The sequence below is a fragment of the Undibacterium sp. Rencai35W genome, from assembly GCF_049340185.1.
GTDB lineage: Bacteria > Pseudomonadota > Gammaproteobacteria > Burkholderiales > Burkholderiaceae_D > Undibacterium.
In genome coordinates, this window is the sequence record NZ_JBMPPC010000009.1 from 37,752 (window position 1) to 63,967 (window position 26,216).

Genomic DNA, 26,216 nt, shown 5'->3' on the forward strand with positions numbered 1-26,216 from the left:
GAGTGTCGTCTGCTCAGCATCAGATCAATGCCAGCTGTGTCAGGTAGTCCTGAATCACATCAGGATCATAGCAATGCAGGATTTTTTTAATCAGTGCCTGAAGATTGCCGATGTTCGTGTTCAGAATTTCTTGCTTAATCTCTGGCAACAAAGCGGCGGGCATCGAAAGTTCGCGGAACCCCATTCCGATCAGCAAACGCGTGAGGCGCAGGTCGCCCGCCATACCGCCGCAAATCGCTACCGGGATTTCGGCACGCTGTCCGGCGGTCACCGTCATTGCCAGCAACTGCAAAATCGCCGGATGAATATCGCTGTATAAATGTGCGACCTCATGATCTGCGCGGTCAATGGCGAGCGTGTATTGAATCAGATCATTGGTACCGATGGAGAGAAAATCCAGTTTTTTCACAAACATCGGCAAGCTCAACGCAGCAGCAGGCACCTCGATCATGGCGCCGACAGGCACAGTGTCATCGAATTTTTGCGATTCGTGACGCAAAGACTCCTTGGCCTGGTCGATCAGGGCCAGAGACTGATCAATCTCAAAGGCATGGGCCATCATCGGGATCAGGATATGCACGGGGCCAAATGCTGAGGCGCGCAAAATCGCGCGTAATTGCGTCAAGAATAATTGCGGCTCGGCGAGACAATAACGAATCGCCCGCAAACCCAGAGCCGGATTCAAAATATTATGATCGCTGGTATCCAGCGGTTTATCCGCGCCGACGTCCAGCGTGCGTATCGTGACAGGCTTGCCTTTCATCGCAAGTACGGCATCACGATAGGCGACGAACTGTTCTTCCTCGGTCGGTAATTGCTGCTCCTGACCGGTACGCCCCATGAACAGGAACTCGGAACGGAATAACCCGACACCGCTGGCGCCCGCCTCCATTGCGCTGATCGCATCTTGCGGCAATTCGATATTCGCCAGCAAGGTGATTTCTATCCCGTCCTGGGTAATCGCCGGAGTTTTTTTGAGTTTGGCTAATTTTTTACGCGCTTTTAACAAAGCTGCCAGGCGAAGACGGTATTCCTCAATCACCAATGGTGTCGGTGCGACGATCACGACACCTGCGTCGCTGTCGATAATCAGCCAGTCATCCTGCTGAATCAGGCGGGACGCATTGCCCAAACCGACCACTGCCGGAATACCAAGGCTACGCGAAACAATGGCGGTGTGAGAGTTCTGACCACCTTCATCGGTGACAAAACCAGCGAATGCGACGTCACGGAATTGCATCATATCGGCGGGCGAAATATCCCGCGCTACTACGATCATATTGGCATTGCGCTCGTCGATCCCAGCCTCACGAGGCAAGTCATGTGCGCTGCCGGTCAAGACTTTGAGTACCCGTTCCGCCACTTGCTGGATATCGGCTTTGCGTTCGCGCAGGTAGTCGTCTTCAATCTCATCGAACTGCGCTGACAAGGCGTCGATCTGGGTGACCAGCGCCCACTCGGCGTTGTAGTGGCGGGAACGAATGATATCCAGCGGCGCTTCGGAAATCATCGGATCAGACAGGATCAAGGCATGCACATCGAGGAAGGCGCCCAGCTCGGTCGGCGCATCCTGTGGCAAATCAGCCCAAATTGTTTGCAGTTCTTTATGGACTTGCACCAGCGCGTCCTTGAGGCGCTGGACCTCCGCCTCGATTTGCTCCTGGGCGACCAGATAATGCTGAACATCGAGCGCTGCCGGGCGCAGTAAATGCGCTCTGCCGATGGCGATGCCACGTGATACGGGGATACCTTGCAATGTAAATGACGCCACGCTTTGTCCCCTCGTTCTTTTTATGTCGATCGTGATTTTTGCTTTAACTTACCCGCTACTGGTTTGATGAGGCAGGTAGGCCGCTGACCTCGCTACTCGCCTTCGCCGAACTTATCATTAATCAGCGCGACGATGGCATCGAAACAGGCTTGTTCGTCCTCACCCTCGGTCTCTAGCATGACTTTGCTACCTTTGCCTGCTGCTAGCATCATGACGCCCATAATGGATTTGCCGTTGACACGCCGGTTGTTGCGGGTGAGCCAGACTTCGCTTTTGTATTTGCTCGCTAACTGAGTGAATTTGGCAGAAGCACGTGCGTGCAGGCCAAGCTTGTTCACGATTTCGATTTCTTGTTGGATCATTGTGCTTTCACTTTTTTGAACAGAACGAACAACATTAAGGAGAACTAATGGGGAGAAAGACGAACTCGGCTATCGACACGCAGTGCGCCGTTTTGCCCGCCCGCCAGCGCCATTTCGACCACCACATCCAGCGTATCGTGGCGATAGGTGATCGCCCGCAACAGCATCGGCATGCTAATGCCAGCAATCGTGGCGACCCGATCCGGCTCGCCGAGCTGTCGGCAGCAATTCGAAGGCGTACCGCCCAAAATATCGGTCATGACCAGCACACCGGAGCCATCGTCGAGACGTTTGACGGCCTCACGGGCGAGGTGATTGACCTGATCAATATTTTGATCAGCAATCACATCAATCGCCTCCAGACGCTCCGGCCTGCCCCGGAACACATGCGATGCGGCCTCGATAAAGGCCGAACCTAAAGGCGCATGGGTTAGTAAAAGAATCCCGACCATTTTCACATTTCTGGGGAGTATGCTCAAAAACCATGCTTACTCCGCACTATTTATCTAGACATTAAAAAATACTCTAGAGGAGTATATGAATTCTTTCATCTCACACAACTGCTGCACGGAGGTTGTTACTACCCTCACCCGGATACTCGTAATGCAGAAAAGGAATTCATTTACCGCTAACTGCCGCCTCCAATGCGTCGATGAACATACCCGCCACATTGAAGCCTTTTTGCTGGGTAATCTCTTGGAAGCATGTCGGACTGGTGACATTGACTTCCGTCAAATAATTCCCAATGACATCTAATCCTACCAGCAACAGGCCACGCTGGTACAGTATTGGCGCCAAAGTCTGTGCAATTTCCAGATCCCGCGCCGTCAATTCCTGCGCCACACCCACACCACCGGCAGCCAGATTGCCGCGCACTTCTCCGTTCTGCGGAATACGAGCCAGCGCAAACGGCACGACCTTACCGCCGATCAATAAAATCCGTTTATCGCCCTGCACGATCTCAGGAATATAGCGCTGTACCATGATGGTACGACGACCATTCTCCGTCAGTGTCTCGATCACCGATCCCAGGTTCATGCCATCTGCACGGATACGGAAAACGCCAGCGCCGCCCATGCCATCCAGCGGCTTCAGAATAATTTCCTGGTGAGTCTGATGGAAAGCGCGAATCCTTTGCTCATCCCGCGTCACCAGCGTCGGCGTAGTGAACTGGCTAAATTGCGCAATACTTAGCTTTTCATTGTGATTACGGATCGCTGCCGGCTTATTAAATACGCGTGCACCCTGCTGCTCAGCCAGCTCCAGCAAATACGTCGCGTATATGTACTCCATGTCAAATGGCGGATCCTTGCGCTGCAAGACGGCATCAAAGTCACTCAGGCGCATCGCCTTGGGCGCCTCCGCACGATACCAGTCATCAGCGTCGCCCGTGAGTGTGATGAGGCGAATATTTGCCACAACCACACCACTTTCCAGCGCCATATCTTCGGGACCGAACGCATATAAGGCATACCCTCGCTGCGCCGCCTCGCGCATCATCGCAAAGGTCGAATCTTTGTAGGTTTTGAATTGATCGAGAGGGTCGGTCAGGAAGGCAATTTTCATAGTCATTAATTGAACACTACTGTTTTTTATGAGAGCAAAACAAGTTTTTTTGAGTTTGCAGGATTACTTAAACTGCTCACCCGTTTCACCATTCACGCCAGAGCCAGTCTTTCAGTGAATACCAAAACTCGTCGCCATATTTCATCGCCAGGAAACCACAGACAAGCATGGCGGCAACAACCATCCCAAGCTTTAATCCAAAAGAAGAAACCACATACTCGAGCACTAAACCTATACCAACGAATACGCCAAGCAGAGCACCGCAGCCAAAACGAACACGCTTTTCCGAATCATCCGGCTCCATATCGCTCTGGCTGCTCATACACGCTCTGATGAATATACTTCAATACACTTCAGGATTCGGATCCGTTCTTTCCAGCTCCAGCGAGGCCGCCAGTAACGCCAGTCGCGCCACAACGCCATACATATAAAACCGGTTCGGTGCAGCAGTTCCCGGCTTAGCCCTCATGTCAGGCACTGCGTGCTGCTGGGCAAACGCCAGCGGCACAAAATGCATGCCAGGTGCGTTGAGATTTTCATCAACGCCACGATCTTCGTGGACGCGATAAAAGCCGCCGACCACATAACGGTCAATCATGTAGACAACAGGTTCAGCGACCGATTCATTAATTTGCTCGAAGGTGTGTACGCCCTCCTGCACGATGACATCCGAGACTTCCAGCCCATCTTTGACGACCGACATTTTATTGCGCTGCTTACGGTTCAAATCACGGACTTCGCTTGAATCATGCACCGTCATAACGCCCATGCCATAGGTACCAGCATCGGCTTTCACAATGACGAAGGGTTTTTCTTTGATGCCGTATTCTTTGTATTTTTTGCGTATCTTTGCCAGAACGGTATCGACCGTCGCCGCCAGCGTATCAATCCCGGTACCTTCGTGGAAGTTAATCCCATGACATTTCGCGAAGTAAGGATTCAACATCCAAGGATCAATATCAACCAGCTTCGCAAATTTTTTAACAACCTCGTCATACGCTGAAAAATGATTGGTCTTGCGACGCACGGCCCAACCAGCGTGCAGCGGCGGCAACAAGGTTTGCTCGTTCAGATTTTCGAGAATCGCCGGAATCCCTGCGGACAAATCATTGTTTAACACGATGGTACAAGGATCGAAATTCTTCAGGCCGAGGCGACGACCATTGGCCGAGCGCTCCAGCGGCTCCAGAATAAGTTGCGTACCATCGGGCAGATCAACCGGCGTTGGCTCCTTGATGTCTTCGGATAGAGAACCGAGACGCACGTTCAGACCGGTCTGACGATAAATCTGCATCTGTCGTGCCACGTTTTGCAAATAAAAAGCATTGCGGGTATGGCGCTCAGGGATCAGCAGCAAATTTTTCGCATCGGGGCAATATTTTTCGATCGCGGCCATAGCGGCCTGCACGGCGAGTGGCAGCATTTCTTGCGAAAGATTATTAAACCCGCCAGGGAAAAGATTAGTGTCTACCGGGGCTAGCTTAAAGCCCGAATTACGCAAATCAACCGAGCAATAGAATGGCGGCGTATGCTCCTGCCATTCGAGCCTGAACCAGCGTTCAATCGCCGGTGTGGCTTCAAGAATTTTCTTTTCTAGATCATGCAGGGGCCCGTTGAGGGCGGTGACGAGATGCGGAACCATATTGACCTTTTGATAGCGGATACTAGCGAATACTACTAGCTGACACGTTGAGACTTAGTAGCCGATTTTAACGGGAATCAGCAATCGACGTGCCTGGTCTCGCTAACTTGGGATGAAATGCTGATTATCAAGATGTGTCGTCGTTTTGCCTCACTACATTTGCATGAAAAAACAGAATGCAAATCTCAGGCGACGCCAGCCTGATTCACCGGCATTAAACGACAATTATGATTTGGCTAATAAATCGAAGTGCTCTACCGTCGGCGGCACAGCAAAAAAAGAACCCACAATCCCGCGCCACTGCAAGAACGCAGGCGACTCACGAAAATCAACCGTGTGATTTTCCAATGTATCCCAAAAAATCATGAGCACATAACGCTCGGGGGATTCAATGCCTTTGTTCACTTTATATCCGCGAAAACCCTTTGCGTGCGAGATCACCTCTGTCAAACCACGTTGAATAGCAAGATCAAATTCTGCCTGCTTGCCCGGTTGGATCCGGATATCGGCGAGTTCTAAAATCATGGTGCGTCCTTTTTAGTCAGTATTTCAGTCGGTAATAAGTTTTTTGAATTCTATGTCAGTCCTCTTCACACCAGTCCCTGATCGGTTAGCTCTTTTTTGAGATACGCATAAAACACGGGGGCGGCAACCACGCCGGGCAGACCAAATACGGTCTCCATCACCAGGATTGCCGTCAGCAATTCCCATGAGCGGGCGTTGACCTGCGCGCCGATGATACGGGCGTTTAAGAAGTATTCTAGTTTATGGATCACGATCATGAATATCAGGGATGCACCGGCAGTGTTGAGAGAATGCGACAGGCCAACGATCACAATCACTGCGTTAGATACGATATTTCCGACGACCGGAATCAGACCGGCGATAAAAGTAATCGCAATCATGCTCTTGGTCAGAGGTAAATGGATTCCTGCCAGTGGCAATACAATCATCAGATAAATAGCGGTAAATACAGTATTGATCAGCGAAATCCGCACCTGAGCAAATACGATTTTCTGAAACATCAATCCCAGATTAGCAACGCGCTGATGCAAGGCCGCAGCAAACGGGCGATAGTTCGCCTGCTCTATGGTGTCCTGCAAAGCAACCATGCTACCGATCACCATCCCCAGCAAGAGATGCACAATCACATGAAAAGCTTCCTGGCCCAGGATCTTGGCCTCTCCCGCATGTTCACGCAAAGAAGTGCTCAGCATCTCCCTCAAGTCGTCCACATCGCCTGGCAAATTAGCGCTGACCCATTCCGGCATCTGATTACGTGAGGCCTCGATAATATCGGCGAGTTTTTGCAGTAACACATGCACATTGCCACCATCACTGCGAAGATAGGCATACAGCGCCCAGATCATCAGAGTGATCGCGGTGACGATCAGTACCGATAAAAAAATGACGGCAATCATGCGCGCACGCTGACCGCTGAATTTTTTCTCTATCGTCGGAGCCAGCAAATGAATCAGCGAATATACCAGTAAGCCGGAGAACAGAGCCGCCAGCAAACCGGCCTTCAGTACCAGCAACAAAGCCAGCATCGCCAATACATAAGACGCCCATAGCGGCATATTGAATTTAGTGGTTTGGGTCATAGGGAGTCATTCCGTAAAAGTAGTCGGTGGCACCAATCATATGCAATCAAAACATAGTCAAGATACAACCAAGAGCGGTCCAACATCAACGCAACAAGCCGATCACTGCGAGCAACAATAGGCTCAGCGACGCCGTGATTGTCAGTACAAAACCTTTAGCACGCCTACTGGCATCCCGATAATAAGCCAGCGCATACCAGATCCGGCCCACGACCCACACAGCACCACCGATAGCCGCAGCGTGATCACCAAACCACAGCGCGCATAGCCACAGACAAGGTAAAAACAAGATGATTTGCTCTACCGTATTGAGCTGCACCCGCATGGCACGCAAAAACTCAGGAGGCCCGTCAACGGCGGGGGCTTTGACGCCATAACGGCTGCGTGCCCGACTGACATTGACAGCAGTCCAGACATACACGGCCAGTGCCGCTATCGTTGCCCAGCTTGTCCATTGCATTTGCATCTTCGGTCCGATCACAAACAGATTAAGGGAAATTCCAGAGCGCTTGCTACAACTTGTTGCATCAACAGAAACGAGTTTTAATAATGAGACAAGTATCATATTGCACATCAGGAAATAATTGATACAGACTTTTACATTTTGCGTGTCTTCCTGTGTCTTCCTTTTTGGGGTGTTCGTCGTTATATGAGGACTGTGATTAATAAAACGAGGTACAAAATGCGCATCAATCTGAAAAAAACAGCCATTCTCTCCGCCACGACAGCCTTATTGGGCCTGGCAGGCATGTCCGCAGCAAGTGCGGCAGATTTTGAAGATTTTGCCCGGGTCATCAGCGTCACGCCTCAAGTAGAGCAAGTTAATGTGCCACGCCAGGAGTGCCGTACTGAATACGAAAACGTCCAACGTCAGCAACCACAACGCGAACGTAGTGCTGGCGGCTCTATCATCGGCGGTATCGCCGGTGGCCTGCTGGGCAGCCAAGTCGGTGGCGGCAATGGCCGTATCGCCGCCGCAGCAGCCGGAGCATTGACCGGTGCGATCGTCGGCGATCGCGTCGACAATGGTAACAACGACAATAATCGTGGGCAAAGCACGTATGAGAGCCAGCCAGTACGTCGCTGCGCTAATGTCGACCGTTGGGAAACCCGCAATAACGGCTACGCAGTGACCTATGAATATCACAACCGTACCTACACCAGCGTCATGCCGTACGATCCGGGTTCACGTTTGAAACTGCATGTCTCATTAACGCCACGTCCATAATGCAGCCTGTAACGCAGGCTGCCATGTGAAAAAAATGCCGCAAATTGCGGCATTTTTTTCATGCAAAATATTTCCATGCGGAATTAATTTTCGCGCAATTTAGCAGGAAATCTGCCATCTTTATAGTATGATCTTGCCGCAACACTGCAAACAGTGATCCGTGTCATGCGACCACACGGCATCAAAAATTGACCGCGTTTTGATCACCATCACATGCGAAAAATATTAAAACAATACGGTTTGTTGATCTGGCTATCGCTGGTTCTGATTGCTGGTTTCGTTTTCACCAATCTGGCTGGATTCATGGTGTCGCGCGATGCGATTCATCAGAGCTTGTCCGAGCAGACGCTGCCGATCACGAGTGACAATGTGTACTCTGAAATCCAGAAAGATATATTGCGTCCGGTCTTTGTCTCATCGCAAATGGCGCATGACACCTTCTTGCGCGACTGGATCATCAACGGTGAACAAGAGCCGGAGCAAATCGTCCGCTACCTGAAAGAAATCAAAACCAAGAACAATGCGATTTCCAGTTTCATGGTGTCTAATCTCACGCACCAGTACTATCACGCCAGCGGCGTCCTGAAATCCGTCAGCCCGACCGAAGCACGTGACCAATGGTTTTACCGGGTCGCCGCCATGAAACCTGCTTACGAAACCAATGTCGATGTGGACATGGCAAATCGTGACAGCATGACGATTTTTATCAACTATAAAATTCTCGATTACAGCGGCAAATTTATCGGCGCAACCGGCATCGGCATGACCCTCGATACCATGAAACGCCTGATCGACAGTTATCAGACTCGCTTCCACCGGAATATCTATTTCGTCGATCAAAAAGGGACGATTGTTCTGGCTGGCAGTAATATCAAAAAATCCCGTAGTTCGCTACAAAGCACACCGGGGATCAGCGACATCGCCACGCAGATTCTAGCGAATAAAAAAAGTGATTCACTGCATCTGGAATACAAGCTCGATAACGATCACATTCTCGTCAATTCGCGCTTTATCCCCGAACTGGGCTGGCATCTGCTGGTAGAGCAAGAACTCAACGGCGACCTGAAACCTTTACAAGATATCGCCTTCATCAACATCGCGATCAGTGCGGCAATCACGCTGATTGTCCTGATCCTGCTGGTGCTGTCGGTAAAACGCTATCAAGCCCGCATAGAGAAATCTGCCGCAACCGATCAGCTGACCTCACTGCTCAACCGCCAGGCATTTGACTTCGTATTTCAACAGGCGCTGCTCGATAGCGAACGCTCACGCCAACCCTTATGCGTGGCGCTGGTCGATATCGATTTTTTCAAAAAAGTGAATGACAAACATGGTCATCTGGTCGGTGATCATGTACTCAAAGAAATTGCCCTGATCGCAAAACGGTCGTTACGCGAGAGCGATATCATCTGTCGCTGGGGCGGTGAAGAGTTTTTGATTTTATTAAAAAACTGTACTCTCGAAAAAGCCACGTCCATTTCCGAAAACCTGCGCAGCACTATTGCAGCGAATGATTTTTCGCGCACTACCGATTTAGCAAAAGGCAGGCTCAGTATTACCGTGAGCATGGGGGTTGCCCAATACAAGGATAATGAAAGCGAAGACAGCGTATTTGAACGTGCGGATGTCGCCTTATATCAGGCAAAAGAAAACGGTCGTAATAGCGTCTATTTCTCTGAGTAATTTTTCAGTAGGACTTGCGCAAAAACTAAAACCTCTCACCGCAGAGGCACGGAAACACAGAAAAAAACAGGAGTGTACGGTTCCATGAAATATCAATATCAAAATGAACCCGCAAACAGCATGCGCCTGTTGGCACAAAATGCCTCTGGAAGCCGCATCTAGCATGCAGGTTCAATTTGTATAGTGATAGTTTGTCGTGTTGTGTAAAGCCGGATTTCAGATAATTTTTTAATTATTTTCTGATTATTTTCTGATTATTCTCTTGAATAAGTCCAAAAAATTTATCGCTTTTTCGCTGCCAGACCGACGGTAGGCGCGATAAACGCCTGATACACAGCTCCCGCCTGTTCATTCCATTGCGCTACTTGTAATTGCTGCTTCAGGACTGTTGCCATATCGCCGCGTGCAATCGGCCCCGTCAGGGCTTGTGCTGGCCCCATCTGAAACACATTGCTTAAACTCTGCTGCGCCAGCGGCTGTGCCATCGCCATTGCCATCTCCGCCGGAATACCCGCGGCTTGATACGCCTCCAGTGCCAGTTCCATCAGGCTGACCAGATAATTACTCGCGAATACCGAACCGGCGTGATACAGCAATTTATTCTCGGCACTGATCTCGACGGTACGGGCACCGATGCTCTGCATCGCAGGCAATAGGACCGCGAGTGCAGCATCGTCACCCTCCAGACTACAAATCGTGCCGGAAAAATGCGCAGCAAGATGCGCGACATTCGCAAAGCTACACACCGGATGCACGCTCGCGACTTTCGCACCAACGGCAATCGCCGCCCGCAACTCTATCGATGCTTTCGCGCCGCTACAATGAAACACGAGGCTGGCAGCGTGAATAATTCCGGCGTCGACCAGATCCTGACAAGTCGTCGCAATCTGGTCGTCCTGCACCGTCAGCATCAACACATCTGGAATGCGTAACTGCGCCCCGGCAAGATCGTTAGCAATACCAGCAGCCCGTCCTGCTCCTATCATGGCTGCCGCACGCTCTGCGCTATCGAACGACCGGTTACAAACATCGAGGATAGAAAAAACCTGATGCTGTACAAATTGATGGCCCAATACTTGACCGACCTTACCCGCACCGATGATGCTCAGGGTTTTCTTATCCATGACACTCATTTTCCCGGCTCACCCATAAATCCGCGCAGACCATCCAGATCAAGGATCGTGATACCGCCGTAATCGACACTGAGTAATTTTTTCTTTTCTAAAACCTGCAAAGCCTGATTCGCCCGTTGCCGCGACACGCTGGAGATATAACCGATCTCTTCCTGAGAAATTTGTAGTTGCATGCTACTACCGGGATTCAGATACGGATGAAACATCGCTGCCAGGCAACGCGCTACCCTTGTGTCGGTGTCCAGCATGCGGTCATACTCGACCAAAGAAATAAATAGTCCCAATCGCTCATTCAACTGTTGAAGCAAGAAGCGGTTAAACGGAATACTGTTATCCAGCAACCAGTTGAAGGTACTGCGCGGCATGTAGGCAACCCGCGTGTCGCGCAAAGCAACGACATCGTATTTACGCGGCTCTGTCTTCAGCAAAGAACCTTCGCCAAACCAGCCGCCTGCCAGCATACAACTGAAGGTCACTGTCTTGCCTTCTGGCGAAATACTGCTCATTTTTAAAAATCCCTGAATTACGCCCATCCAAAAATCGACGGTATCGCCTTTACGACATACGTAACCACCGGCGGGGACAAAACGCTCGATGACTTCGGCCTCCACTTTTTGCATATGTTCGGGTGCCAGCATGCTTGCCCAGATCGTCCGTGCAAATTTGCTCTCCGCTTGAGATTGATGCGTGCTTGCCGCCAACGGATTGTCTGACATGATTAGTGGTCTGCATCCTGATTGAGGCAGCGTACAGGTAGGCACACAATAAGATTCATAAATGTGAAGGCGCTCGATGGAATTAGATGATGTCAGATCATATCGGCTATCGATGAATGCTGCGACGCACCAACGATAGTCTGTGGTTTAAATGAGATTGTCGGGCAGATGACAGCCTGTTGCGTTTGACCTGTCTACTATCCTCTTAACAAATATAAACGAGAAAATCTGGAGACATTGTATAAGCGAACAGAGCCACAAGGAACATCTTGTGCACTCGTGCAACATCCACGCTGCTACACCATGTCTGCTCCTGCATCGGGACCAATGACACAAGTTCTATCTGCCTGTGAGGTTTTGAAAAAACTCTCACAGAACAGTAAGTATGCCGTAAGGGAGTGTGAGGAAACTCACCCACATCATCAGAACTAAGGTGATCTATGGCGATTGATTACGATCCATGGCGATCCATTTTGTGCAAGTCGAATTAAGTAGCTGGCGGAGATAATGACCTACACGAATACTGCAATCACGACTGACACGACCTTTCCCAGGCTCTTGCTGCGCAATGCGCACATGCGTGCGGATCGGCCCGCGTTCCGCGAAAAAGATTTAGGCATCTGGCAAACCTGGAGCTGGGCTGAGGTCAGTGCAGAAGTCCGCGCGCTCGCCTGCGGGCTAGCGGCACAAGGCTTTCAACGCGGGATGAATCTGGCGATTGTCGGTGACAACCGTCCGCGCCTCTACTGGGCCATGGCAGCAGCGCAGTGTCTGGGGGGGATCGCAGTACCGCTGTATCAGGATGCTCCCGCAGCGGACATGGCCTATGTGCTGGAGAATGCCGAAATTCAATTCGCCATCGTCGAAGATCAGGAGCAAGTCGATAAACTGCTGGAAATCAAACAGCAGTACGCGGGGATCCGGCATATTGCGTTCGATGATGATCGCGGCATGCGTCATTATCACCAGCCGGAACTCACATCGTATGCCCGGCTGCAAGAAATCGGACGTGCCTTTGATCAGGCTCATCCCGAATTTTTCATGCAACAACTTGAGTCAGGACAGGCGGATGACACTGCCGTCATGCTGTACACCTCTGGCACCACGGGCAAGCCGAAAGGTGTCTGCCAGACGCATCGCTCATTTATGAATGCTGCACATGGCGGTGCGAGTTTCGATCATCTGACTGAACGTGAAGACATCTTGTCTTACCTGCCGATGGCATGGGTCGGCGATCATTTATTTTCCTATGCACAGGCAATGGCGGCAGGCTTTACGGTGAATTGTCCGGAGTCAGGCGAAACTGTACTCACCGATCTGCGCGAAGTCGGCCCCACCTACTATTTTGCACCGCCGCGCGTATTTGAAAATATGCTCACCACCGTGATGATACGTATGGAAGATGCTGGCGCAATCAAGCGCACATTGTTCCATCACTACATGGAAGTAGCGCGTCAAGTCGGATCAGATATTCTCGACCGCAAACCCGTCTCCCTGTGGGACAAACTGAACTATGCCCTGGGCAATTTCTTTGTCTATGGCCCCTTAAAAAACGTTCTCGGTCTGTCTCGCGTACGCGTCGCTTACACGGCGGGTGCAGCGATTGGTCCTGACCTGTTCCGCTTTTACCGTTCTATCGGTGTGAACCTGAAACAATTATACGGCTCAACCGAGACCTGCGCTTATGTTTGCCTGCAACCTGACGGTCACATCAAATTCGACAGCGTCGGACTTGCCGCACCGGGAGTCGAAGTCAAACTCGACGACAACGGAGAAGTGCTGGTCAAATCGGTCTCAATGTTGAAGGGCTATTACAAACGCCCCGATGCCACTGCCGAAGTCATGGATGCAGACGGCTACTTTCATACCGGCGATGCGGGTATCTTTGACAGCGAAGGTCATCTGAAAATTATTGACCGCGCTGCCGACGTTGGCAAGCTGAGCAATGGCGATATCTTTGCACCGAACTATATCGAGAACAAACTCAAGTTCTTTCCGTTTATCAAAGAAGCCGTCGCCTTCGGCCATGACCGCGATACCGTCTGCGCTTTCATCAATATTGATATGGAAGCCGTTGGCAACTGGTCAGAGCGGCGCGGCATCGCGTATGCCGGCTACACCGATCTGGCGGGCAAGGCGGAGACCTATCAGCTCATTATGTCCTGCGTCGAAAAAGTTAACGCCGACCTCGCCAGCGAAGCCTTGATGGCGAACACGCAAATCCATCGCTTCCTGATACTGCATAAAGAACTTGATCCCGATGACGATGAACTGACCCGCACACGCAAGGTGCGCCGTGGTTTTGTCGCGCAAAAATATGCGGTGCTGATCGACGCGCTGTACTCAGGAAAACGCTCCCAGCATATCGAAACACAGGTGAAGTTTGAAGACGGTCGCCAAGGTAAAGTCAGTGCCGACCTGCACATCAGCGATGTCAAAGTCATCGCTGTCAATCAGCCCACTACGACAAAAACAACAAAAATAACAAAAGGCAGCGTGAGGACAGCATGACGGAGATAACGGACGTAACAACTACAACAAACATGACAGGCACGGGTAGAAAAATCGGTGAAGTGATCCTGGATTTACAAGGCATCTCGCTGTCTTTTGGTGGTGTGAAAGCATTGACGAATATCTCTTTCAACGTCAGAGAACACGAGATTCGCGCCATCATCGGTCCCAACGGCGCGGGTAAAAGTTCCATGCTAAATGTCATCAATGGCGTATACCACCCGCAAGAAGGCAATATCACCTACCGGGGTCAGCAGCGGCGCGGAATGAATACCTATGCCGCGGCAAAAAGCGGCATCGCCCGCACCTTTCAGAACATTGCCTTGTTTAAGGGCATGAGCGTGCTCGACAACATCATGACGGGACGTAACCTGAAGATGAAAAGCAATTTTCTGATGCAGGCCTTGTATTGGGGCCCGGCACAAAGAGAAGAAATCGCCCATCGCCAGAAGGTCGAAGAGATTATCGACTTTCTCGAAATTCAGCACATTCGCAAAACCCCGGTAGGCCGCTTGTCGTATGGTCTGCAAAAGCGCGTCGAACTTGGCCGGGCACTGGCGGCAGAGCCGGAGATACTCTTGCTCGATGAGCCGATGGCCGGTATGAACGTCGAAGAAAAACAAGACATGAGCCGCTTCATCCTCGACGTCAACGATCAGCTCGGCACTACCATTGTGCTGATCGAACACGATATGGGCGTCGTGATGGATATCTCCGACAGAGTGGTAGTACTCGACTATGGCAAAAAAATTGGCGACGGCACACCCGCAGAAGTGCTGGCGAATCAGGAAGTGATTAACGCTTATCTTGGCGTAGCCCATTGATGATAGAAAATCTTAAAAGCGCTCAACATAGAGGCACGGAAACACAGAGAAAAGCACAAAGGAAGCACAGAAAAATCAGGTGCTGAATATGAACAATCTTTCTCATGTTGTCCTCCGTACACCTGTATCTCCGTGTCTCTATGTTGAGAGGTCTTCTGCCAACAATGCATGTTTGCCTAATATTTGCGTCATGTAAGCTGAAAGCTAGAAATGAATATCAATTTTTTCTTTGAAGTCCTGATCGGTGGCCTGCTCTCAGGCGTCATGTATGCGCTGGTTGCCCTGGGCTTTGTACTGATCTACAAAGCCTCCGGCGTGTTCAACTTCGCTCAGGGGGCAATGGTATTTTTTGCCGCGCTGACTTGCGTCGGACTGACCGAGCAATTCAATCTCTCGCTCTGGCTGGCGATCCCGCTGACCATGATCGTGATGGTCGCGCTTGGTCTGGCAATTGAACGCATCGTTCTGCGTCCTTTGGTCAATCAGCCGGAAATCACCTTGTTCATGGCGACAATTGGCCTGACGTTTTTTATCGAAGGTCTGGCCCAGTTATTGTGGGGCTCTCAACCACACCGCCTGAACCTGCCGATTGATGACGTACCTATCGACATACTGATGGAAAAATTTAACATCATCGTATCGCAATTCGACGTCATTGCTGCGCTGATTTGCGCCCTGCTGGTCACGGGTCTGGCATTGTTATTCTCAAAAACAAAAATAGGCCGTGCGCTGCGAGCGGTCGCTGACGATCATCAGGCAGCGCTGGCTGTCGGCATTCCCTTACAACAGATCTGGGGCGTGGTGTGGGCCGTTGCAGGTTTCGTCGCGTTGGTTGCGGGTCTGTTGTGGGGCGCCCGTAACGGCGTACAGTTTGCGCTGACCTTTGTCGCGTTAAAAGCTTTGCCGGTACTGATCCTGGGCGGCTTTACTTCGGTGCCGGGAGCAATTGTCGGCGGCCTGATTATCGGCGCGTCGGAAAAACTCGCCGAGGTCTACATCGGCCCTATGGTCGGTGGTGGTATCGAAGGCTGGTTTCCGTATGTTCTGGCGCTGCTGTTCCTACTGGTGCGGCCTGAAGGTTTGTTTGGCGAGAAAATTATCCGGCGTATCTGATGTGCTTCGTATAGGACTGATGTCAAACCCAGACCTCTTACCGCAGAGACATGAGAACACGGAGATACGGAGATACGAAAAAAGATAGAAGTAAGCAGTTCTATGACATGTCGATTAAAAGGTTTTTGGACGTTACCGAAACTGAATGCGCAATATCCATGCGCCTTCCCAAGCATAAACACGTGAAAACCCGCATGAATATTACGCATTTGAAATTGAAAATAAGGAAATTCCATGTTCTACCGTGAAGCAGGTCAATTCAAACCCAGTTACGCTGCGGACAATCAGATTTTTCCTATTCGTCAGGACAGGATAGGGTTCGCGATTATTCTGGTGCTGGCCTTTGTGGTCGTACCGCTGATCGCGACGCCTTACGCATTTTCTGCGATTTTGATTCCGTTTCTGATCTTCTCGCTGGCGGCACTGGGACTAAATATTCTGACCGGCTATGCAGGTCAGTTGTCTCTGGGGTCAGCCGCGTTTATGGCAGTAGGAGCATTTGCCTCATACAACTTTGTGCTGCGGATTCCTGGTATTCCGGTATTGCTGGCCTTTATCCTGGGCGGCCTGTGTGCGGCACTGGTGGGAATCGCCTTTGGCTTGCCGTCGCTGCGTATCCGCGGCTTCTATCTGGCGGCGGCAACTCTGGCAACACAGTTCTTTGTGGTCTGGTGCCTGACTAAAGTACAGTGGTTCACGAATTACAGTTCTTCCGGTGTCATCACAGCGCAAGAGATGGTGATCCTCGGGGTGAGCTTTACTACGCCCGTCAAAAAATATCTGCTGACTCTGTGTATCGTTTGTGTACTGGCGCTACTGGCAAAAAACATGGTGCGGTCGAATGTGGGTCGTTCATGGATGGCGGTGCGGGACATGGACGTCGCCGCCGAAGTGATCGGCTTTCGGCTGATGCGGACCAAGTTGCTGGCCTTTGCCGTGTCCTCGTTCTATTGCGGTGTGGCAGGCGCTTTATATGCGTATGCCTATCTCGGTACGGTGGAGCCTGAAGCCTACAATCTCGATCTATCGTTCCGGATCTTATTCATGATCATCATCGGTGGCGTCGGCTCCATACTCGGCTCTTTTCTTGGTTCTGCTTTCATCATTTTGCTGCCGATTGTCTTGAATCTGATTGCGCATAGCCTGTCTTTACCGACCAATGTGGCATCGAATCTGGAGCTGATGGTGTTCGGCGCACTGATCATTTTTTTCCTGATTGTAGAACCGCATGGTCTGGCAAGACTGTGGCAGATCGCGAAAGAAAAATTACGCTTGTGGCCATTCCCGTATTAGGGTCTGTGAACAACGAAAATAATAGAGCTGACGGAAAAATATCCCGGCAGTCCTGATAAAAGATGCGATGGTACTCAAGGTGTGCACATCAAGCATCGGGCTTTACCTTATCCAACCACGAAGGAGACATCATGAAATTACTCAAATCAATATTGTTAGGCACCGCCTTTGCAAGTGCCATCGGCGCTGCCAGCATCGCGCAGGCGGATGAACAATTCATTCCCTTGCTGTCGTACCGGGTCGGCCCTTATGCCGCCGGTGGCTCCGGGTTTTATGGCGGTGCGATTGATTACTTTAATCTGATCAATGCCAAAGGCGGCTTGAACGGCGTCAAGATTTCATGGGAAGAATGCGAAACCGAATACAACGCCTCTCGCGGTATTGAATGCTACGAACGCCTGAAAAAATCGAATGGTGGCGCATCGCTGGTCGAGCCACTCTCTACCGGTATTGCCTACGGCATCCTGGACCGGGTCGCCGACGACAAAATCCCGATGACGACACTGGGATATGGTCGCTCTGACGCCGCGAACGGTAAAGTGTTTCCGTATATTTTTCCCCTGATCACGAGCTACTGGAACCAGGCAGCGGCAATGACAAAATATCTGGGCGATAAATCCGGTGGCATGGACAAGCTCAAAGGAAAAAAAATCGTCCATCTGTATCACGACTCTGCATTTGGCAAAGAACCTCTACCGGTACTGGAGGCGCAGGCCAAACAATACGGTTTTGAACTGATTAAGATCCCGGTGGCGCATCCGGGTAATGAGCAGCAATCACAGTGGCTGCAAATCCGTCAGGCCAATCCTGATTACGTGATTCTGTGGGGCTGGGGCGTCATGAATGCCGTCGCGATCAAGACCGCACAACGCAATGGTTTCCCGCGTGAAAAAATGCTCGGCGTCTGGTGGGCAGGTTCCGAGGAAGATGCGATTCCGGCAGGTGATGCGGCCAAAGGTTACACCACGATGACCTTCAATACACCAGGCAACTATCCGGTACTCGATGAAATCCGTAGCAAGGTGTATGCCGCCGGCAAAGGCAATCTGGGCGACAAGAGCCGGGTCGGATCGGTGTATCACATGCGTGGTGTAACCGCTGCGATGCTGTGGGCAGAAGCGATTCTGAAAGCGCAGGACAAATACGGCAAGGGTAAAACTGTCACGTCAGAACAAATTCGCTGGGGCTTTGAAAACCTGAATGTCGATGAAGCACGTCAGAAAGCGTTGGGCGCTCTCGGCATGTTCCCGCCAGTTAAAACCTCGTGCGAAGACCATGAAGGTTCAGGCGCCGTCAAAGTCCAGCAATGGACAGGCGACAAATGGAAAGCCATCACACCAAACTGGATGACGGGTGATAAGGCACTGACACGCGCATTGCTGGAAGAATCTTCCAACAAATATGCAGCAGAGAAAAAAATTACTCCGGCTTGCCTGAAGTAAATCGCCGCACTATCAAGATGCAACAGCTTCCTTAGTGGATTTCCCGCTCCTGCCGCCTCATTCGTGGGGACACAAAGCAGGAGTGGGTTCTTTTAGTGTGATGAATTAGGGTAGATGAAGTCCGATCTGCCATCAGTACAAAATGACCGTGATTGCCGCAGGCGCGCGCAACCCGGCACAACCTGTCTGAGATGAATGAGAACACCATGACGATACACACGATCAGCAATACCAATGCGGGATATGGCAATAGCGGCAACAGTGACGCCAGTGTGATGGATCAAAATCCTGCCTATCTCAGTGTGAACAATATTGAGGTCATATACGACCATGTGATCCTGGTGCTCAAAGGTATTTCGCTGCAAGTCCCGCAAGGAAAAATCGTCGCCCTGCTCGGTGCCAACGGCGCGGGTAAATCGACCACGCTAAAAGCCATTTCGACTCTGCTACGCAATGAGCGCGGCGATATTACCAAAGGGGATATTTGCTTTAAAGGACAGCGTGTCGATCACCTGACCCCAAACGAGCTTGTCAAGCGCGGCCTGTCGCAAGTCATGGAGGGACGCCACTGCTTTGCGCATCTGAGCATAGAAGAAAATTTACTGACCGGCGCCTATACCCGCAGCATCTCGCGCAGCGAATTAAAAGCGTCGCTGGAGATGGTGTATCACTACTTCCCGCGCTTACGTCAGCGTCGCAGTTCACTGGCGGGCTATACCTCCGGTGGCGAGCAGCAGATGTGCGCAATCGGACGCGCGCTGATGGCAAAGCCATCAATGATTTTGCTCGACGAACCATCAATGGGAATCGCACCGCAACTGGTCGAAGAGATTTTTGAAATCGTTAAAAGCCTGAATACCAAAGAGAATGTGTCCTTCTTGCTGGCTGAACAAAACACCAATGTCGCTTTGCGTTACGCCGACTTCGGCTACATCCTGGAAAACGGGCGGGTGGTGATGGAAGGTGATGCCAAAGATCTGGCCACCAACGAAGACGTAAAAGAATTTTATCTCGGTGTCTCCGGTGCCGGTCGCAAGAGTTTTCGCGACATGAAATTTTATCGCCGTCGTAAGCGCTGGCTGGCGTAGCAAGGTCTCAGCAGAATTGGCATTCTCCGATAACACCAACGTGATTTTTACCGATAACCTCCTTCTTTTCTATCAGCCATGAGCGCATATTTTGACGCATATCTGGACGCATTAGAAACCCGTCACCCACAAAGCCGCGAGCAGGCATTGATGACGCGGCTACCGCAATTGATCGCACAGGCACAAACCGCAGCGGGATGGGCCGCGATTTTGCAAGGAGTACAGGCCAGCGATATCAAAAGCCGCACAGCCCTTGCGCAACTGCCAGTAACGCGTAAATCGGATCTGAAACAGATACAAAGAAGCGCACTGCCATTCGGCGCACTGACAACGACGGGCTTACGGCAGATGAATCGCATCTTTATGTCGCCGGGACCGATCTTCGATCCCGAGGGCAGATCACCGGACTGGTGGCGGTTTGCGCGTCCGCTGCATGCGGTTGGCTTGCGCGCCGGACATCTGATTCAAAACTGTTTTTCCTACCACTTCACACCAGCGGCCTTTATGGTTGAAGGTGCCGCTGCCAGAATCGGCTGCACAGTGATCCCGGCAGGCACAGGTCAAACAGAGATGCAGGTGCAGGCGATCGTTGAATTGCGACCCGATGCGTATGTGGGCACGCCAAGTTTTTTAAAAATTATTATCGAAAAAGCGGCGGAGATGGGTGCCGATATCTCCAGCCTGCAATATGCCGTCGTCGGTGCAGAAGCGCTGCCACCGAGCCTGCGCCTGTGGCTGCAAGAGCACGGCATACCGAATGTGGTGCAGATGTATGCAACTGCCGATATTGGCAATATTGCGTATGAAACCGTCAGCGATGGCGCACTCAATCCCGGCATGATTCTCGATGAAGACCTGATCCTCGAAATCGTCAGACCGGGCACCGGAGATCTGGTGGCGGAGGGAGAAGTCGGCGAAGTCGTGGTCACCTCGTTTAATCCAGATTATCCCCTGGTCCGGTTTGGCACCGGTGACATGTCAGCGATACTGCCCGGCATATCGCCCTGTGGCCGCACCAATACCCGCATCAAAGGCTGGATGGGTCGCGCAGACCAGACGACCAAGGTCAAGGGCATGTTTGTCCATCCGTCTCAAGTTGCCGAAGTCATCAAACGGCATCCCGAAATCCGCAAAGCACGACTGGTCGTCACCGGTGAATTGGCGAATGACGCGATGACGCTACATTGCGAAAGCACGATGCGCGACGCAGCCCTGAAAGCAGCGATCGTGGATAGTTTGCGCGAGGTCACCAAACTACGCGGTGACGTGCTATTTGTCGATGATCTGCAATTACCGAATGACGGCAAAGTCATTGACGATGCGCGCAGCTATCAATAGCAGGCAAAGTAGTTGCCGTCTTTAAAATGTCAGATAATAGGGTCAATGCTGAGCCTGCAAGCTGCAATCCGAAACCTGAAGCGACGTGATGGACTCAGTCACCGCGTTGGTACTACCAGCGACGCCAGTGATGGTAGCCGTAACCATAACCCCAGCCAGGACTAACGATAACTGGTACGGGTCTGACGACAACAGCGGGGCCATAAGGTGCAGGCGCATACACCGCGCAACCGGATAACGCGGCTGATGCAGCGATGAGACTAATGAGTGCAAGTTGAGATAAACGCATGGGGTGCTCCTGTTCGATAGTGTGCATAACACTAAGGAGATAACCCCTGAGATGCCTGTTGAGTTGACGCAGAATTTGTAAGAGTTTGTAGCCTTGCCACGCCGCATAGTGCACGGTCATTGTTGCCTGGAAAAACGTCGTCCGCCTTGTATGCTGACGCTACCTTACGAACAGTAGTATCTATACTCCTATCCAGTATAAATAATTTACACCGCAAACATTAGCGGTTGCTGCCTGTTTTTCTAAAAAATAGGGGGAGTATAGTAAATATCACCCTCAACGCTAATTCGATTCTTTGATCAGACGACCCGACGGTTTTTGGATGGGCCGCGCATTCATCGGATACAAACGGTTAAAAATTGCGAGTTGTTCCGGTGAAATTTCAATCGGCTCTTTCATCACCAGCCATAACACGCCTTCGCTGCATGGCGGTGTCGTCAGCGATCCCATGTAAGTGTAATAGTCACGCTTGGCAGGCAAAATCTGATTCATGTCGATCGTGGTCAGCGCCTTAACCGGGTCATCTTTCTCTAAAGGCAAATTATTCCAGACCTGCTGCACCAGCGCCTGCGGCTTGCCGCGCTCAATCAATACGGCAACAACGGCAAGCTTGCCATTGGCATCCTTGTGTACCAGATGCGCAACCATCTCAAAACTACGGCCATTTACCCGCTCTTCTGAGGGCTTATGAAAATGAAATTGCACCAGTTCATAGCTATGACCGCCCACCATGATGTAGTTACCCGCGCCCAGATTGACCTGGATTGTGTGGCCGTTATCCAGAACATTGAAACTCGCCGATTTGTAGTCAAATCCAATCGGATCCAATTCAACTTTTATCCCGTCACGGATATCAATCGGCGACTGACGCTCACCGGTATCGCATTTAGCGTTAGCCGGACTGAGCTTACCCCAACTCAACGGACCGCCCTCACCTTCATAGCTCCAGTGCACAGCGCTATGCGCCGCCAACGTAGACGCGCCGTGCGCATCAGCCATCTTGGCCTTGCTTTCCATTGACTCGACCGGCTTTCTGACCGGTGCAATATACGAATTGCGGATCACTGGACGTGGATTCGGATTGGAACGAACGCTGGCCTCATCTTTTTCCTTGCGGATCACGGCAAGCTTTTCAGCGATTTTGGCGGCGAGCTCGTCAGCCGCAAGCGACTCTTTGGCCCGCGCTGCCGCAGCAGCCTTGCTCTCTTTAGTGTCTTTTTCCTTAGGCTCTTTGTCCTTGCTGTCTTTATCTTTACTGGACGCCTTGCTCTCCTCCTTATCTTTTGAAGAAGCCTCCTCCTTCGCCGACGCCTGCTTGATCGGCTTAGAAGGAGTCGACGCATCATTAGCCTGGACTTGCACACAGGTCAGCGGTGCCAATAAGGAAATTAAAACAAGAGTGAGGCGGCGCATAAGAAGTTTCTTCGCGGAAAAGGCTGGAGGTAGTCTGGTTACGGCAAACAAGCGAAAAAACTTGAATTTGGGCAGCTATTTAGACACATGCGGTGCTGGTTAGATCGATTGCCAAGTGGCTGGAAGTACCCTTTAGACAATAGGAAATTTTTCCGATGATGGAATTTAGTTGGCAGGGTGGAAAGGAATAACGGAGGTTGTCAGGGCGGCGACCAGAATCAACTTCGATTAATTGACTGAGACAACTATTCAACAGAAAAAAGGCATCCATCGGATGCCTTTTTTGTTTCAGCAATTAATCACTGCATTCGTCCACAACCCTATTTACGCCTTGCAGATACGCTGTTTTGCCGCATCGTATTCCGCCTTCAGTCGGGTGACGACTTCGGCGACGCTTGGTGCGTCTTCCATCAGACCTACGCCCTGGCCTGCGCCCCAGATGTCGCGCCAGGCTTTGGCTTTGCTGCTACTGCCTGAGCCGAAGTTCATGGCTGTCTTGTCTGCGACTGGCAGGTTGTCGGGATCCAGTCCTGCGGCGACGATGGATTTTTTCAGGTAGTTGCCGTGCACTCCGGTGAACAGGTTGGTGTAGACGATATCGGCGGCACTAGATTCGATAATTGCCTGACGGTAGTCGTCATCGACGTTGGATTCTTGCGTCGCCAGCCAGCGTGAGCCTATGTAGGCGAAGTCTGCGCCCATCGCCAGAGCTGCCAGAATCGCGTCGCCGGAGGCAATCGAGCCGGATAAGGCGATCGGTCCTTTAAAGAATTTGCGGACTTCGCCCACCAGGGCGAACGGGGATAGACCACCGGCGTGACCACCAGCGCCTGCGGCCACCAGAATGAGACCGTCAACACCAGCTTCCAGAGCTTTTTGAGCGTGACGGATAGAGATCACGTCGTGCAACACGATACCGCCGTAGCTATGGATGGCGTCCAGCATTTCTTTTGGCGGTGCGCGCAGTGACGAAATGATGATGGGGATCTGATGTTTGACGCAGACTTCGACATCATGTGCCAGACGGTCGTTTGACTGGTGCACGATTTGATTGACGGCGATAGGGCCGACTTTGGCATCGGGATTGGCTGCCTGGTACTCGGCCAGCTCGGCTTTGAGATCGGTCAGCCAGGTGTCGAGCAGTTCAGCAGGACGGGCGTTCAGTGCAGGAAATGAGCCGACAATACCGGCCTTGCATTGGGCGGCGACCAGCTTGGGTCCGCTAGCGATAAACAGCGGTGAGCCGATCACCGGCAAGGAAAGATTCTGTAATGCTTTAGGCAGATGAGAAGTCGTCATAAGGGGTCCGGTCTCTTAATTAAATTGGTTCTCACTGGATGATACCGAGCTGGCGTCAGGCATCGCCGTATCAATCAAATTGCACAAGAAACCTGGTTTGGTTGCGTGTTTAGCGGGTTGTTCTTGGCGTTTTTTAGTGAGGCTGATATGATGTTATCAGAAAAAACGTTGTTTTTCACCAGAATTTTGCGGGTCATTTATGCCAACACCGAAAACCAAAGTCATCGATTTTAAGCAAGGGCAGGAAGAGCTGCGCAATACCCTGCGTCAGGGCATGCTCGACGCGGCAACCCGCTTGCTGGTTGAAGAAGGCGCAGCAGCACTGACCGTACGCAAGGTCGCCGATGCGGTGAATTGCTCCACCACCTTGTTGTATTCGCTATTCGGCGGTAAAGACGGATTGTCTAATGCGCTGTATCTAGAGGGGTTTAGCCGCCTGATCCAGGATTTCACACAATATGAAGCCAGTCTGCCCGCCGCCCAAAAAACCCACGGGCTTGATCGTATCTGGATGTATGCGACGAATTATCACGATTACGCCAGGCGCAACCCTAGCTATTACATGGTGATGTTCGGCGATGCGATTGCCGGATTTTTGCCGCCGCTGGAATCGCGGGTCGCAGCGTGGGAATCGTTCACGCCGCTGATTAATGAATTTGAGCATTGCATGCAAGAAGGCAGCTTGCCTAAATCCAGCCCGAGTGCCGCGGCCCGCTTGTTGTGGGCGGCAATGCATGGTGTGATCAGTCTGGAGCTCAAAGGCTATTACCTGAAAAAAGAACATTCGGACGAACTCTACCGCGCTGCAATCCGGGCGGTGCTGCATTCGCTAAAACATCCTGAATAAAATATCCTGAATTTGATACGATAAATTAGTTTCGCCTCGTAATTTTTACGCTGCACTCTTACGCCATTTGTATCCGCACTATCAGCACTACCGGCACTATTAGCTACATCACCAACAATCAACAACAATCGCCCACGATTCCCACCTCCGGAGACCCTATGACTTATCAATGTTTTGACTTCAGCATCAAGGACAAAGTCGCTCATCTGCAATTGAACCGGCCAGCCAGTATGAACACGATGCAGCCGGTATTTTTTCGTGAACTGGTGAGTATTCTGAGTACTCTGCAACGTGAGGCATCAGCCCGCGCGCTGGTAATTTCATCGACCGGTAAACACTTCACTGCCGGGATGGCACTCGACGTATTCGCGGGTGGCGGTGTGAGTCTGGATGACGCCACGGCGGTTGGCCGCGCCAATATCACGCTAGTCCTGCAAGACATGCATCACTCTTTTAATCTGATCGAGCAATTGCGCATGCCAGTCATCAGTGCGATTCATGGCGGCTGTATCGGTGGCGGCGTCGATCTGATCTGCGCGAGCGATATCCGGCTCGCCAGCGTTGATGCTTTTTTCTGCATCCAGGAAATTAATATCGGCATGACTGCGGATCTCGGTACCTTACAGCGCTTACCTAAACTGATCCCCGAGGGCATCGTGCATGAGATGGCTTATACCGGTCGCCGCCTGCCCGCCCAGCGCGCACTGGCGGTCGGGCTGGTGAACGACGTGTTCGAGAGCCGAGAATTAATGATAGAAGCCGCGCTACACATGGCTGCCGAAATCGCCAGCAAACCGCCGGTAGCGATCTGGGGCAGCAAACAGGCGATCCACTACGCGCGCGACCATTCAACTCACGATGCCTTGCAACAAATGGGCTGGCTGCAATCGGGCATCTGGCAAAGCAGCAATCTGATGGAAGCCTTTATGGCGAAACAACAAGGCAGGCCAACAGACTATGCGGATCTGGCACCGGTCAGTTCTTTTGAAGACGCGCCATATCAGTTGAAATAAGCATGCTCATACTCAACTCAGCCACCGGTAGTCTCAAGTAG

The 26,216-nt window shown here is 51.4% G+C and carries 25 protein-coding genes; 11 read left to right on the forward strand and 14 right to left on the reverse strand.

What is annotated here, in order from left to right:
* Nucleotides 1-19: 19 nt before the first annotated feature.
* The 9 genes from ptsP to ACO0K3_RS17520 form a co-directional block, all read right to left on the reverse strand.
* Complete coding sequence (gene ptsP, locus ACO0K3_RS17480) at nt 20-1,771, reverse strand: phosphoenolpyruvate--protein phosphotransferase (protein ID WP_422986820.1); 1,752 nt, start codon at nt 1,769-1,771, stop codon at nt 20-22.
* Between the two features lie 92 nt (nt 1,772-1,863).
* Entirely contained in the window at nt 1,864-2,133 is a 270-nt protein-coding gene (locus ACO0K3_RS17485; protein WP_422958792.1) for an HPr family phosphocarrier protein, read from the reverse strand.
* A 44-nt stretch (nt 2,134-2,177) separates the two neighbouring features.
* On the reverse strand, nt 2,178-2,585 hold the full coding sequence (locus tag ACO0K3_RS17490; RefSeq protein WP_422957854.1) for a PTS sugar transporter subunit IIA: 408 nt from the start codon (nt 2,583-2,585) through the stop codon (nt 2,178-2,180).
* Nucleotides 2,586-2,751: 166 nt separating this feature from the next.
* A complete protein-coding gene (gene gshB, locus ACO0K3_RS17495; RefSeq protein ID WP_422986989.1) occupies nt 2,752-3,699 on the reverse strand; it encodes a glutathione synthase in 948 nt (315 codons plus the stop codon).
* Nucleotides 3,700-3,784: 85 nt separating this feature from the next.
* A complete protein-coding gene (locus ACO0K3_RS17500; protein ID WP_422986822.1) occupies nt 3,785-4,021 on the reverse strand; it encodes a hypothetical protein in 237 nt (78 codons plus the stop codon).
* 21 nt (nt 4,022-4,042) lie between these two features.
* Nucleotides 4,043-5,341 (reverse strand): glutamate--cysteine ligase, encoded by a 1,299-nt coding sequence (gshA, locus tag ACO0K3_RS17505; protein WP_422986824.1) that lies wholly within the window; start codon nt 5,339-5,341, stop codon nt 4,043-4,045.
* Nucleotides 5,342-5,566: 225 nt separating this feature from the next.
* Nucleotides 5,567-5,866 (reverse strand): antibiotic biosynthesis monooxygenase family protein, encoded by a 300-nt coding sequence (locus tag ACO0K3_RS17510; protein WP_422958789.1) that lies wholly within the window; start codon nt 5,864-5,866, stop codon nt 5,567-5,569.
* A 65-nt stretch (nt 5,867-5,931) separates the two neighbouring features.
* Nucleotides 5,932-6,945, reverse strand: coding sequence for an AI-2E family transporter (locus tag ACO0K3_RS17515; RefSeq protein ID WP_422986826.1), 1,014 nt, complete (start codon nt 6,943-6,945; stop codon nt 5,932-5,934).
* An 85-nt stretch (nt 6,946-7,030) separates the two neighbouring features.
* The gene (locus tag ACO0K3_RS17520; RefSeq protein ID WP_422986828.1) at nt 7,031-7,411 is read right to left on the reverse strand and encodes an MAPEG family protein; all 381 of its coding nucleotides are present in this window, start codon (nt 7,409-7,411) and stop codon (nt 7,031-7,033) included.
* A 216-nt stretch (nt 7,412-7,627) separates the two neighbouring features.
* Here ACO0K3_RS17520 and ACO0K3_RS17525 point away from each other — a divergent pair, with 216 nt between their 5' ends.
* Together ACO0K3_RS17525 and ACO0K3_RS17530 are read left to right on the forward strand one after the other, a co-directional pair.
* Nucleotides 7,628-8,173: a glycine zipper 2TM domain-containing protein gene (locus ACO0K3_RS17525; protein WP_422958786.1), complete on the forward strand. Its 546-nt coding sequence runs from the start codon at nt 7,628-7,630 to the stop codon at nt 8,171-8,173.
* Between the two features lie 213 nt (nt 8,174-8,386).
* Nucleotides 8,387-9,856, forward strand: coding sequence for a sensor domain-containing diguanylate cyclase (locus ACO0K3_RS17530; protein ID WP_422986831.1), 1,470 nt, complete (start codon nt 8,387-8,389; stop codon nt 9,854-9,856).
* Between the two features lie 281 nt (nt 9,857-10,137).
* Here ACO0K3_RS17530 and ACO0K3_RS17535 read toward each other — a convergent pair whose 3' ends face one another.
* On the reverse strand, nt 10,138-10,980 hold the full coding sequence (locus tag ACO0K3_RS17535; protein WP_422986833.1) for a Rossmann-like and DUF2520 domain-containing protein: 843 nt from the start codon (nt 10,978-10,980) through the stop codon (nt 10,138-10,140).
* Between the two features lie 5 nt (nt 10,981-10,985).
* Complete coding sequence (locus ACO0K3_RS17540) at nt 10,986-11,705, reverse strand: Crp/Fnr family transcriptional regulator (RefSeq protein WP_422957863.1); 720 nt, start codon at nt 11,703-11,705, stop codon at nt 10,986-10,988.
* A 507-nt stretch (nt 11,706-12,212) separates the two neighbouring features.
* Here ACO0K3_RS17540 and ACO0K3_RS17545 point away from each other — a divergent pair.
* The 7 genes from ACO0K3_RS17545 (at nt 12,213) to ACO0K3_RS17575 (ending at nt 21,314) form a co-directional block, all read left to right on the forward strand.
* Complete coding sequence (locus ACO0K3_RS17545) at nt 12,213-14,216, forward strand: AMP-dependent synthetase/ligase (RefSeq protein ID WP_422986835.1); 2,004 nt, start codon at nt 12,213-12,215, stop codon at nt 14,214-14,216.
* Nucleotides 14,213-15,040 carry an ABC transporter ATP-binding protein gene (locus ACO0K3_RS17550; protein ID WP_422986837.1) on the forward strand — a complete coding sequence of 276 codons (828 nt, stop codon included), beginning with the start codon at nt 14,213-14,215 and terminating at the stop codon, nt 15,038-15,040. Before ACO0K3_RS17545 ends, ACO0K3_RS17550 begins: the two co-directional genes overlap by 4 nt.
* A gap of 216 nt (nt 15,041-15,256) precedes the next feature.
* On the forward strand, nt 15,257-16,153 hold the full coding sequence (locus ACO0K3_RS17555) for a branched-chain amino acid ABC transporter permease (RefSeq protein ID WP_422957945.1): 897 nt from the start codon (nt 15,257-15,259) through the stop codon (nt 16,151-16,153).
* A 234-nt stretch (nt 16,154-16,387) separates the two neighbouring features.
* Nucleotides 16,388-17,446: a branched-chain amino acid ABC transporter permease gene (locus ACO0K3_RS17560; RefSeq protein ID WP_422986839.1), complete on the forward strand. Its 1,059-nt coding sequence runs from the start codon at nt 16,388-16,390 to the stop codon at nt 17,444-17,446.
* 131 nt (nt 17,447-17,577) lie between these two features.
* The gene (locus ACO0K3_RS17565; protein ID WP_422986841.1) at nt 17,578-18,888 is read left to right on the forward strand and encodes an ABC transporter substrate-binding protein; all 1,311 of its coding nucleotides are present in this window, start codon (nt 17,578-17,580) and stop codon (nt 18,886-18,888) included.
* A gap of 275 nt (nt 18,889-19,163) precedes the next feature.
* The gene (locus tag ACO0K3_RS17570) at nt 19,164-19,976 is read left to right on the forward strand and encodes an ABC transporter ATP-binding protein (RefSeq protein WP_422986991.1); all 813 of its coding nucleotides are present in this window, start codon (nt 19,164-19,166) and stop codon (nt 19,974-19,976) included.
* A 78-nt stretch (nt 19,977-20,054) separates the two neighbouring features.
* Nucleotides 20,055-21,314: a phenylacetate--CoA ligase family protein gene (locus ACO0K3_RS17575; RefSeq protein WP_422986843.1), complete on the forward strand. Its 1,260-nt coding sequence runs from the start codon at nt 20,055-20,057 to the stop codon at nt 21,312-21,314.
* A gap of 112 nt (nt 21,315-21,426) precedes the next feature.
* On the opposite strand, the gene ACO0K3_RS17580 is transcribed toward ACO0K3_RS17575, so the two are convergent.
* From ACO0K3_RS17580 to ACO0K3_RS17590, 3 genes are all read right to left on the reverse strand, one after another.
* Complete coding sequence (locus ACO0K3_RS17580) at nt 21,427-21,603, reverse strand: hypothetical protein (protein ID WP_422958778.1); 177 nt, start codon at nt 21,601-21,603, stop codon at nt 21,427-21,429.
* 282 nt (nt 21,604-21,885) lie between these two features.
* Entirely contained in the window at nt 21,886-23,016 is a 1,131-nt protein-coding gene (locus ACO0K3_RS17585) for a carbonic anhydrase (protein ID WP_422986845.1), read from the reverse strand.
* 324 nt (nt 23,017-23,340) lie between these two features.
* Entirely contained in the window at nt 23,341-24,315 is a 975-nt protein-coding gene (locus tag ACO0K3_RS17590; RefSeq protein ID WP_422986847.1) for an NAD(P)H-dependent flavin oxidoreductase, read from the reverse strand.
* A gap of 199 nt (nt 24,316-24,514) precedes the next feature.
* On the opposite strand from ACO0K3_RS17590, the gene ACO0K3_RS17595 reads away from it, so the two are divergent.
* Entirely contained in the window at nt 24,515-25,162 is a 648-nt protein-coding gene (locus ACO0K3_RS17595; protein WP_422986849.1) for a TetR/AcrR family transcriptional regulator, read from the forward strand.
* A gap of 158 nt (nt 25,163-25,320) precedes the next feature.
* Complete coding sequence (locus ACO0K3_RS17600) at nt 25,321-26,175, forward strand: enoyl-CoA hydratase-related protein (protein WP_422986851.1); 855 nt, start codon at nt 25,321-25,323, stop codon at nt 26,173-26,175.
* Nucleotides 26,176-26,216 lie beyond the last annotated feature (41 nt).